The sequence below is a fragment of the Deltaproteobacteria bacterium genome (assembly GCA_030654105.1).
Classification (GTDB): Bacteria; Desulfobacterota; SM23-61; order SM23-61; family SM23-61; genus JAHJQK01.
In genome coordinates this window covers 1-11,262 of sequence record JAURYC010000103.1, presented here as the reverse complement: position 1 = coordinate 11,262, position 11,262 = coordinate 1, and the positions used below count along the sequence as shown (strand labels likewise).

Sequence of the window (11,262 nt, the reverse complement as noted above, 5' to 3'; positions counted from 1 at the left end):
CTAATCCATGGAAAGTCGAGCGCCTCATGATGCCAAGCGAAGCGCCCTGGCCCCCGAGCCTGAGAAAGCCACCGGTAACGATAACTCTCAAGCAAACTGATTCCTAAACAACAGGTTAACATGAGTCAAATGGAAAAGCCTATCAAATTATTTGGACGCAGCTTTCCGCAGATGCACGCAGATAAAGACTTGAAAAGGCATTAAGCCGAAATCACCTTGTTCCTGTTTTAAATCCTTAGAATCTGCGTCCAAGAACTTTTTTCACTTCAGTGCTTCGGCACCGCTGACGATCTCAATCAATTCTTTGGTGATCGCCGCCTGTCTTGCTTTATTGTAAATCAAGGTTAATTTATCAATCATCTCCGTGGCGTTATTGGTAGCATTCTCCATGGCTGTCATCCGGGCTCCATACTCGGAGGCCAAGGATTCCAGCAACGCTTGATAGACTTGCACTTCTACATACATGGGGAGAAGCTTATCCAAGATCTCTGCTTCCGAAGGCTCATAAAGGTATTCCCCAGCCGATATCTTCCCCATTCCGGACGGATGGGCCCCGGCGCTGAAGGATATATCTGGCCCCTCTTCGCCGCCCTTGGGTTCCACTGGCAAGATCTTTTTTAAAACCACCCGCTGCTGAAGGGCCGAACGGAACTCGCTATACAACAGGTAGATACCATCCACTTGTTGGGCGGCGTAGGTCTGCACCAATTTTTGGCCAATGTTCGCAGCCAGAATAAAATCCACCTTGCCAAAAAAGTTGACGTACTCTCGCCGCATAATCACCTTCCGTTTGCGGAAGTAATCCCGGCCTTTGCGCCCAATGAAAGAGAGGGCCACTTCCTCTGTCTTGGCCTTTTCCTCTTCCAAAAACTTTTCCGTCCTTTGAATGAGGTTCATGTTAAACGCGCCACAGAGGCCTCGGTCGGAAGTGAAAACCACTACCTCGACCCGCTTGGCCTCTCTTCTGGCTAACAGGGGATGGACTTCGGCGGAGGTCCTGGCCGCAAGACGGCTGAGAACTTCGAACATCTTGGTGGCATAGGGCCGGGTGGCCAGGATACTCTCCTGAGCCCGGCGCAGTTTGGCGGTTGCCACCATTTTCATGGCTTTGGTAACCTGCTGCGTGGATCGAACGCTGGTAATCCTTTTGCGAATATCCCGAAGGCTTGCTTTCGCCATAGGTGCTCACTCCACTTTAAACTGGCCCTTGAACTCTTCCAGCACGTCCTTGATCTTCTTTCCGAGTTCAGCATCCAGGGCCTTCTTCTCGCTTATCTCCGTATATACTTGGGGATACCGGTTGTCCACGAACGCCGTTAGCTCCTCTTCGTACCGCTGCAGAACACTTTCGGAGTACATTTCCAGATATCCATTCGTTCCAGCAAAGATGATTAAAATTTGTTTCTCCACGGGTAGGGGTTTATATTGGGGCTGTTTGAGAATTTCCACCAGCCGGCTTCCTCGGGCCAACTGCGCCTGGGTAGCCTTGTCCAGATCGCTGCCAAATTGGGCGAAGGCAGCCATTTCCCGGTATTGGGCCAAATCGAGGCGCAAACTTCCGGCCACCTGTTTCATGGCTTTTATCTGAGCGTTGCCCCCCACCCGGGAGACCGAGAGCCCGACATTGATTGCCGGTCGGACTCCGGAATAGAAAAGTTCCGACTCCAAATAGATTTGACCGTCAGTGATGGAAATAACATTGGTGGGTATATAGGCCGAGACGTCTCCTGCCTGAGTCTCGATAATCGGCAGAGCAGTCAATGACCCTCCACCCAATTCATCTTTTAGTTTTGCCGCCCTCTCTAAGAGTCGAGAATGGAGGTAGAAAATATCCCCGGGGAAGGCTTCGCGTCCCGGTGGACGGCGCAAAAGGAGGGAAAGCTGCCGATAAGCCACGGCGTGTTTGGAGAGGTCATCGTAAATGCAAAGGGCATGCCTTCCCGAATCCCGGAAGTACTCTCCCATGGAACAGCCAGTATAGGGCGCGATGTACTGTAAAGGAGCCGGGTCCGAGGCGGTGGCCGCAATCACTGTGGTGTATTCCATGGCTCCATATTTTTTAAAGAGGTCTACCACTCTCGCTACGGTCGAGCGTTTTTGGCCAATCGCTACATAGAAGCAATAAACCCCTTTGCCCTTCTGGTTGAGAAGGGTATCCACGGCCAGGGCCGTCTTGCCCGTCCCGCGGTCTCCGATGATCAATTCCCGCTGACCCCGGCCGATGGGGATCATGGAATCGATGGCTTTCAGGCCTGTCTGCAGCGGCTCTTTCACCGGCATGCGGGCAACAATTCCCGGTGCTTTCTGCTCAATATTACGGAAATGTTTGGCCTCAATGGCGGGACCATCATCGAGGGGCTGACCCAAAGAGTTCACTACCCGCCCGATGAGTTCCTCCCCCACGGGTACCTGGGCAATCCGCTTTGTCCGTTTGACCGTGTCCCCTTCCCCGATCAAAGTATCTTCACCAAAAAGAACGGAACCCACGTTATCTTGTTCCAAGTTCAAGACCATGCCATAGACCCCGTGAGGAAACTCCAAAAGCTCCCCGGCCATGACATGCTCTAAGCCATAAATGTGGGCAATTCCATCCCCCACCGAGAGAATGATTCCCGTTTCCGCCACATCCAACTGGCGGTCGAACCCCTGGATTTGGCTGCGGATGATTTTGCTAATCTCGTCGGCTCTAATCTGTACCGCCATCTTTGCTCACTCCTTGTATAAGTTCTCTTTTACTTTTAAAAACTGCATCCTTAGACTTCCATCATAAACAACATTGCCAATTTTGGCCATTACCCCTCCAATCAGGGAGCGGTCTTCTTCCACAGCAAGAATGACCTCTTTGCCGGTCGAAGATTCCAACTGACCCTTAATGGTTTTCACCAGTGTGGGGGAGATATCTCCCGCCGTAACTAAGGTAGCTCGAACCCGCTTGGCAACCGCATCGCCAAGGCTTTCATAAGACTTGGCCACCTCGATAAAATGATCGATCCTTTCCCGATCGATCAGCAAATCAATGAAATTCACGGTGGATGGAGAAAGGCCGAGTGGCTCGACGACGGCTCTGACAATACCTTTCCTGGTGGCCGCGGGATAGGCTGCACTGAATAGAACCGCCCTGAGCTCCCTGTTCTGTTTTAGCAGCTTGGCTATTGTTTCCAATTCTTTGCCCAGGGTATCATAATTGCCTTCTTGGAGGCCTATCTCTAAAAAGGCTCGGGCATATTTTCTGGCAACAGTTAAACGGATCACCTGAGTTCTCCCATCTTGCCGATGAATTCTTTGACCAATCGCTCTTGGTCCTTGGGTTGGGTAGCCTCTTGCAAGAGTTTTTCGGCGAGCTCTAAGGAAAGATCTACCATCTCTTTTTTTAGGGCCGCCCGTGCCTTCTTGACTTCCTGCTCGGCAACTACTAAGGCCTGTTTCCGAATCCGGTCCCCCTCCTCTATCGCGTGTTCGAGGATCCTTTTCCGTTCCGCTTCCCCTTCCTGGGATATTCTCTGATGGAGGTCGACGATTTCTTGGCTCAGGACACTGAGCTTTCTTTCCCACGCCTCGAGTTGGGTTTGGGATTTGGTCTCTTTCCGGGTAGCCTGCTCAAGAGAGTTCTTGATTTCCTCCTGTCTTTGGCCTAAGAAGGAACGAACCGGCTTTTTTAAAAAATGGGCCAAAAGAATGACCAGAAGAACGAAACTGATGATCTGCCAGAAGACCTCTCCCGAAATTCCTCCCCCGCTCCCGGCCGCCCAGAGATCATTAGCTCCCCAAGCCTGGGCGAGAATCCCGAGGGTATTCACCCGGAACCAGCAAGAGAATCTGTTCATGAAAGGTCCCTCCCCAGAATTCTTGCGGTGATCTCACGGGAAAGATTCTGTGCTTGAAGCCGGAGGTCCCGCCGGGCCAACCCGGTTTCTTCGGCGATTTTCATTTTCATTTCCTTAATTACCTGATTGGCCTCCTCCATGGCCTGCTGCAAAATTTCCATTTCCTTCGCCAAGCTCTCTTGACGGATTTCTTCCCGGATCGTGGCTCCCTGGGCTTGGGCCGCAGAGATAGCTTCCCGATACCGTTCTATCAACTCTTCCGCCTGCTGCTGAAGTTCTCGGGCCCTTTTTTCAGCTCCTTCGATCCGTTCTTTTCTCGCCTGCAGGAGGCTTAAAAAAGGTTTGAAAGCAATCTGGCTTAAAATGACCATCAAACTTAAAACAACTGCCAGTTGAATGATGAGCGTTAAATTCAAATCGATCATCGAGTCCTCTCCGTCTATTTTTTGGGGGGGGTCAGATTTTCAGCCTTCCCCATTCCTTCCGACTCCCCCGTCATGTGGGAAGTACCTTCGAAGATGACCCCTTCGCCCAACACCAGGACGGGGGAATAAATGTCGCCGTAAATTCTTGCCGGGGAATAAGCCTCAATCCGGGATTTGGCGCTGATCTTTCCATGGGCTTCTCCATGCACCAGAACAATACCAGCTTGAATTTCCGCCCGGACAACGGCTTTTTCCCCGATGATCAACATTCCATTACTCTGAACTTCCCCAGTAAATTTCCCATCCACCCGGACGGCCCCTTCGAAGGTCAATTTTCCTTCGAATTCCGTTCCCCAACCTAAAAGGGCGTTGATTTCTTCTTTATTCTTTCTCTTAGTATCCACCCGGCGCCTTTACCCATCCTTCATCGGCGAAGTAGGTCAATGATCCGATCCAATTCTTCATGAGAATAAAATTCAATTTCGATTTTGCCCCGTTTCCCTTTGGCTATGATCTTCACCTTCGTTCCCAACGCTCGCTGCAGTTCTTCTACCAAAGGATTCCATTCTTGATTTTTTTTCTGAATTGAAGGGTAAGACCTGACGCGCAGCCTTTTGACCAAGTTTTCGGTCTGGCGGACGGAAAGGCCGCCGGCGAGTACTTTTTTCAGAGCCAGTCTTTGTTTCTCTGACCCATCCAAACTCAAAAAGGCTCGGGCATGGCCCATGCTGATCGCCCCGTCGGCCAAACTTTGCTTGATGTCCGGGGGAAGTTTAAGCAACCGGATGGCGTTGGTGATGGTCGTCCGGTCTTTCCCAACCCGCTTGGAAATTTCTTCTTGCGTAAAATGGAACTGGTCCATCAATCTCTTGAAAGCTTCGGCCTCGTCGATCGGGTTAAGGTTTTCTCTCTGAAGGTTCTCGATCAAAGAAAGCTCCAGGAGCTCTGATTCCGGGACATCTTTGATTATTATGGGAACTTCTTTCATCCCAGCTTTCTGAGCAGCCCGCCATCTCCGCTCTCCGGCGATAAGCTCATACCCACTTCCCTTGCGCCGGACAACTAATGGCTGGAGAATTCCCTTTTCCTGGATGGACCCAACCAATTCTTGGAGTTTTTCGTCACCAAAAGCCTTTCTGGGTTGAAAAGGGTTAGGCTTGATCTCTTCGATTCCACAGGTGCCGAAGACCTTCTTCCCTTCCAACTCTAAGGGAGGCTTTTCGGGAATTAAAGCTCCCAATCCCTTTCCTAAAGCCTGGCGTGCAACCAACTTTTTTTCCTTTGGCTATCGGGCAATATTGTTGCTACTTTAAAAAATGAATGACGATTCACTTTAAACTAAATAAAAGAAAAATGTCAAAAGAAAAATTTGAGATATAGGAAAAATAAGCCATTTTAAATAGTTGGCCGTTACCACGCATGATTTAAAACCTCTTTGGCCAAATCCAGATAACTTTCTGCCCCCCGGGAACTCGCATCATACAAGATGATGGGCTTGCCAAAACTTGGACTTTCGCTGAGTCGGACATTGCGGGGAATTACCGTATTAAAGACCAAGGACCCAAAGTGTTTTCGGACCTCTTCGGTAACCTGATGAGAAATGTTGTTTCTCTTGTCAAACATGGTCAACAGAATCCCTTCGATTTTCAAATCAGGGTTCAGATGATTTTTAATTAATTCAATAGTTTTAAGTAGTTGCGATAACCCTTCCATGGGATAATATTCACATTGTAAAGGAATGAGGATGGAATCCGACGCCGTCAATGAGTTCACTGTCAAAAGACCCAAAGAGGGTGGACAGTCAATGATCAAAAAATCGAATTCTGCTTTTAATTCCTTCAAGGCATTCCTCAGGCGCGCTTCCCTGTCTGGAAAGGGAACTAATTCAATTTCGGCTCCGATCAAATCTATGTTCGAGGGTATGATTATTAGAAAACTCAATTCTGTATCTCGAAGCAAAGCTTGCGGGGGAACTTGATCAATTAGGGCATGGTAAATGTTTCGGGAGATTTCTCCCCTGGGTACTCCAAATCCGCTGGTGGCATTTCCCTGGGGATCGATATCAATCAGTAAAGTCTTTTTTTCGGCCACAGCCAGGGAAGCAGAAAGGTTGACCGCGGTAGTTGTCTTTCCCACCCCCCCTTTCTGATTGGCTATGCAGATCACTCTAGACATTTTACAAGTTTCTCCGCATCAAACACATACCTTATTCCCTGATAAAATATCAAGGAAAAAATCAATAAGGTTTCACGTGGAACATCATCCTCGCTGGAAGCCGATAAGAATTCGTTCGTGTCCCAATAGTGGCAAGCGGAAACGATGCAACAAAGTGAAACTTAAACCCATGTTAGCGAGAGCGGGAAGGTTGTTTTCCAGCTCATCTTCCCCTTTTTTCCCTTTCATGGCCAGAAGGACTCCTCCTTGCTTTAAAAAAGGGAGCCCAGCTACCGCCAATTTATACAAGGACCCAAAAGCCCTGGAAATGACAAAATCAAATTCACCGCAAAGATTTTCTTCAACCCCCTTTTTTTGCCCTGTTCGACGGACTTCTACCCTTTCAAGGCCTAAAACGCGCACTAAGTTTTTCAAAAAATGTACTTTCTTCAGGATTACCTCTAACAGAACTACCTTCAAGTCTGGCCGAACAATTTTAAGAGGGATTCCGGGAAACCCCGCTCCTGAACCTAAGTCAAGGAGAGAAGCTCCCTGGAAAAGCTGTTCTTGGCCGGTCAAAGAATCGAGAAAATCCTTAATAACTATTTCTCGTTCATCGGATCGGCTTATTAGATTCATTTTCTTTCCCCAAGCCTTAAGTTCATTGAGGTATTGGTAGAAAGAAAGGGATTGATCTTGCGTCAAAGACAGACCAAGCTGCGCAGCACCTTCGTTTAATAACTCGAACAATTCACTCTGAGTCATTAAATGCCTAAATATTTAAATTAAATTAGCCACAGAGGGCACAGAGATCACAGAGATATAAAGATCTTAAAAAAGACAATTTAGGACACAGATAACCACGGATAAACACAGATAAAATTAAAAAATGCTTAATAAAATTTTCAGAGTTTGAACCTTAGTAGTACAGAGTAATTAGAGAAAGGCTTTTATTTTTAAATTGTTAGCTCTGTGTTCTCCGTGTTCTCTGTGGCATATTTTGCTTTTTTTTTGGCAACCTTAATCAAGCCCGGAAAAACAAGTCTCAATAAGCCCTTTATCCCCCATACCCAATTTTTTTCATATATACCATTAAAATGGAGATGGCGGCGGGAGTAACCCCGGAAATCCGTGAGGCTTGCCCAATAGAAACTGGTTTTACGCGATTTAATTTTTCTCGCACTTCGGCCGTAAGGCCAGGGATGGTTTTAAAATCCACCTCGGCGGGCAAAGGCATGTGTTCAAGCTTCAATAGCTTGGCAACCTGTTCCTCTTGCCTTTGTATATACCCATCATACTTGATATGAATTTCTACTTGTTCGGCAACTTCTGCCTGGGTTAAAGCGCGCTTTTGATCGAATATTTTTAAATCACCGTAAGAAAACTCGGGCCTGCGCAGGAGATCGGCTAAAGAAGTTGGATTCTTTATAGGAGAACTTCTTAATGCCATTAACCGGTCATTATTTCCAGGGGTTGGATAAACAATAAATTTCTTCAACCATTCTAACTCTAAGTGAATACTTTCTTTTTTATTAATAAATTCAAAATAATCTTTGTCATTTACCAGTCCCAAGGCCCGCCCTTTTTCTCGCAACCTCAGGTCGGCGTTATCTTCTCTAAGCAGCAGGCGATATTCGGCCCGTGAGGTAAACATCCGGTACGGTTCCTTGGTCCCCTTGGTCACCAGATCGTCAATCAATACACCTATATAAGCCTCTTCCCTTCCAAGTATGAAGGGGTTCATTCCTCTAATCTTCAAAGAAGCATTGATCCCGGCCATCAAACCCTGAGCCGCAGCTTCTTCGTAACCCGAGGTGCCGTTTATCTGACCGGCAAAAAAAAGATTTTCGACAAGCTTTGTTTCCAGGGAGGGCTTCAGCTGAATCGGGTCAGCATAATCGTATTCGATGGCATACCCTGGACGGATGATTTCAACCTTTTCCAGCCCCTGGATGGAGTGGAGCATCGCCAATTGAATGTCCATGGGCAGGCTTGTGGAAAGGCCATTGGGATATATTTCCAGCGTGTCTAAGCCCATTGGTTCCAAAAAAATCTGATGTTGATCTTTCTCCGGGAAACGCATCACCTTGTCTTCGACCGAAGGACAATACCTGGGGCCAATGCCTTTAATAACGCCACAATAAAGGGGTGACCGGTCAAGACCAGAGCGGATGATCTGGTGGGTTCTTGGATTGGTGTAGGTGATATGGCAGGGAACTTGGTTTAAAGCAACTTTTTTATTACTAAATGAAAAAGGCTTAGGCGGATCATCACCCCATTGTTCTTTAAGAAGGGGAAAATTTATGGATTTGCCATCCAGGCGGGGGCAAGTCCCCGTCTTTAAGCGCCCTAACACCAAGCCAAGGCGCCCAAGAGACTCGGAGAGCATCATCGCAGGTAAGTCACCCAATCTCCCTGCTGGAAAATTTTTCAAGCCAATATGGACAAGTCCCCGAAGAAAAGTCCCTGTAGTTACAATTACGGCATGGGTCATTAACCTTTCTCCGGCATTCGTTTCAACACCTACAGCCTTCCCATTTTTAACAAGAATTTCGTCAACAATGGCCTGTTTAAGAAAAAGATTTTCTTGCCTCTCCAGGACCTTTTTCATACGCAGGTGGTACAATTGCAGGTCTCCCTGAGCCCTGGAAGATCGAACCGCCGGGCCTTTCTTGGTATTCAACTGGCGGAATTGAATTCCGGTCTCATCGATATTCTTGGCCATCTCGCCACCAAGGGCATCGATTTCTTTTACCAAATGCCCCTTAGCCAATCCACCAATAGCCGGGTTACAAGACATCCGGGCTACCCCATCCACGTTTATGGTGATAAGGAGGGTAGGATGGCCTAAACGAGCGCAAGCCAAGGCCGCTTCACACCCAGCGTGACCAGCACCGATGACAATGATATCGTATTTTACAGAGGAACTTTCCAAAGAATCCATTACGGTGTAGTGTTAAAAATAAAATGTTTCACGTGAAACATTACCTAATATTCATTATAACACCCTAAAATAATATATATTTTTATATTTACCACTTAACCATGATTTTGTCAATCGCTCTTTTAACCTTGATAATCATTAAAAGGCACCTCCTGAGCATACGAGGTTAAGAGAAAGCTGGTATGCTTAGGTTGGTCAAACCAAATTTAAGGAGGTGCCATATGGGATTGTATGCGGGATGTGATCTTCATGCCAAGAGTAATTTTTGGGGGATCATCAATGGAGAAGGGAAGAGGGTTTTCAAGAGGAAGTTAGGGAATGATCCGGAGGGGATCTTGGAGGCGCTGAGGCCTTTTCAGGGGGATTTAGAGGGGGTGGTAGTGGAGTCGACGTTCAATTGGTATTGGTTGGTGGATCTTTTGGTGGGGCAGGGGTATCGGGTGCATTTAGCCAATCCGGGGGCGATGCAGAAGTATTCTGGCTTGAAGTATATGGATGATGAGGATGATGCCTTTTGGTTGGCGGAGATGTTGCGTTTGGGGGTATTACCGGAGGGGTATATTTATCCGAAGGAGGAGCGTCCGGTTCGGGATCTTTTGCGTAAGCGGGCGCATTTGGTGAGGTTGCGGACATCGGTTTTACTGAGTTTGAAGAATATTGTGAGTCGGAACTGTGGGATGCAGGTGAGGGCTTATATTTTAAAAGGGCGCAAGGGGGTGGGGGAGTTATTGGGGGGAAATGATGATTTGGCGTTGGCGGGGCAAGTCAGTAAGGAGGTGATGGATTATGTAAGTCGGAAGATTGAGGAGGTGGAGGAAGCGATCTTACAGCGGGTAGAGATGCAAGAGTCCTATAGGGGTCTTTTGAGTATTCCTGGTGTGGGCAAGATTTTAGCTTTGACGATTATGTTGGAGACGGGTCCGATTGGTCGGTTTGCCGAGGTGGGCCATTACGTATCTTATTGTCGGAAGGTCCCCAGTCGGTGGGTTAGTGATGGGAAGGCCAAGGGAGGGGGGAACAAGAAGAATGGGAATAAGTATTTAGCCTGGGCTTTTTCGGAGGCGGCGGAGTTGGCCCGGCGTTTTCATGCTGAGCCGCGGGCGTATTATCAGCGCAAGATAGCCAAGACGAATGCGATGGTGGCGCATAGTGCTTTGGCGCATAAACTGGCTCGGGCTGCCTATTACATCATGAGGGATGGGGTTTCTTTTCAGTCGGAGAAATTATTTGGTCTGCAGCGGGCTGGGGCGGAGAGTCTGAAAGGGGGGCTGGTTAAGAACCACGAGACTTGATTGGTCCTCCGTCCCACCCCGTCCTGAATAAAGTTATTGGGATCTTTACTGCCCATCCTGTGAGCCACGGGAGGGCTGGTTCACAACCATGAGACTTGTAGGAAATCATTTGGACACAGGATGGAACCGAAGATTTTCTGGTCCGCCAAGAGGCGGAAGGAGTCGTAGCGGTGGGAAGTTATCCACAGCCCCTTCGCTCCCCTGTTCTTGAGGGACGTCGCTTCGGGGCTATGGATAACTTCCTTTATTCTATTTTTGAGGAGTTCCCCAAAAGGGAACTTCTCTGCCACGACTTTGATCCTGATGGGTGCCTGGTGCAGCAGAGAAAGCTGAATACCTTTATAAAGAAATTTCGGCAAGGGTAAAAATAACGGTAACGGCTTTACAGAAGGAAACGAGTCGTTTGCTGCGAGGGAAATAAAAAATCAAAACCTCGTACTTGGAGAAGTTTTTCTCTTGACACGGTGCCTTTTAATGGGTGCCTTTTAATGGGTGCCCTCCCCAAAAATTTCTTGGAGGCGGTAGATAAAGGCATACGCAGCATCACCAGTGTAGCAGTCGCCTGCGCCTGTTCAGGGATCATTATTGGCGTCATCTCCCTTACCGGTTTGGGTCTCAAGTTT

The 11,262-nt window shown here is 48.0% G+C and carries 11 protein-coding genes; 1 reads left to right on the top strand and 10 read right to left on the bottom strand.

The window, feature by feature from the left end:
- Nucleotides 1-261: 261 nt before the first annotated feature.
- The 10 genes from atpG to mnmG all read right to left on the bottom strand — a co-directional run bounded on the left by atpG (nt 262) and on the right by mnmG (nt 9,338).
- Nucleotides 262-1,179 carry an ATP synthase F1 subunit gamma gene (gene atpG, locus Q7V48_03930; GenBank protein MDO9209885.1) on the bottom strand — a complete coding sequence of 306 codons (918 nt, stop codon included), beginning with the start codon at nt 1,177-1,179 and terminating at the stop codon, nt 262-264.
- A 6-nt stretch (nt 1,180-1,185) separates the two neighbouring features.
- A complete protein-coding gene (gene atpA / locus Q7V48_03925; GenBank protein MDO9209884.1) occupies nt 1,186-2,703 on the bottom strand; it encodes a F0F1 ATP synthase subunit alpha in 1,518 nt (505 codons plus the stop codon).
- A 6-nt stretch (nt 2,704-2,709) separates the two neighbouring features.
- Nucleotides 2,710-3,252, bottom strand: coding sequence for an ATP synthase F1 subunit delta (gene atpH, locus Q7V48_03920; GenBank protein MDO9209883.1), 543 nt, complete (start codon nt 3,250-3,252; stop codon nt 2,710-2,712).
- On the bottom strand, nt 3,249-3,824 hold the full coding sequence (atpF, locus tag Q7V48_03915) for a F0F1 ATP synthase subunit B (GenBank protein MDO9209882.1): 576 nt from the start codon (nt 3,822-3,824) through the stop codon (nt 3,249-3,251). The genes atpH and atpF overlap by 4 nt, the downstream gene beginning before the upstream one ends.
- Nucleotides 3,821-4,249: an ATP synthase F0 subunit B gene (locus tag Q7V48_03910; GenBank protein ID MDO9209881.1), complete on the bottom strand. Its 429-nt coding sequence runs from the start codon at nt 4,247-4,249 to the stop codon at nt 3,821-3,823. The genes atpF and Q7V48_03910 overlap by 4 nt, the downstream gene beginning before the upstream one ends.
- 14 nt (nt 4,250-4,263) lie before the next feature.
- On the bottom strand, nt 4,264-4,653 hold the full coding sequence (locus tag Q7V48_03905; GenBank protein MDO9209880.1) for a polymer-forming cytoskeletal protein: 390 nt from the start codon (nt 4,651-4,653) through the stop codon (nt 4,264-4,266).
- Nucleotides 4,654-4,673: 20 nt separating this feature from the next.
- Nucleotides 4,674-5,519 (bottom strand): ParB/RepB/Spo0J family partition protein, encoded by an 846-nt coding sequence (locus Q7V48_03900; protein MDO9209879.1) that lies wholly within the window; start codon nt 5,517-5,519, stop codon nt 4,674-4,676.
- A 140-nt stretch (nt 5,520-5,659) separates the two neighbouring features.
- Complete coding sequence (locus Q7V48_03895; GenBank protein ID MDO9209878.1) at nt 5,660-6,424, bottom strand: AAA family ATPase; 765 nt, start codon at nt 6,422-6,424, stop codon at nt 5,660-5,662.
- Between the two features lie 84 nt (nt 6,425-6,508).
- Entirely contained in the window at nt 6,509-7,168 is a 660-nt protein-coding gene (gene rsmG, locus Q7V48_03890; GenBank protein ID MDO9209877.1) for a 16S rRNA (guanine(527)-N(7))-methyltransferase RsmG, read from the bottom strand.
- 292 nt (nt 7,169-7,460) lie between these two features.
- Nucleotides 7,461-9,338 (bottom strand): tRNA uridine-5-carboxymethylaminomethyl(34) synthesis enzyme MnmG, encoded by a 1,878-nt coding sequence (mnmG, locus tag Q7V48_03885; GenBank protein ID MDO9209876.1) that lies wholly within the window; start codon nt 9,336-9,338, stop codon nt 7,461-7,463.
- Nucleotides 9,339-9,568: 230 nt separating this feature from the next.
- On the opposite strand from mnmG, the gene Q7V48_03880 reads away from it, so the two are divergent.
- On the top strand, nt 9,569-10,639 hold the full coding sequence (locus tag Q7V48_03880) for an IS110 family transposase (GenBank protein ID MDO9209875.1): 1,071 nt from the start codon (nt 9,569-9,571) through the stop codon (nt 10,637-10,639).
- Nucleotides 10,640-11,262: the final 623 nt, after the last annotated feature.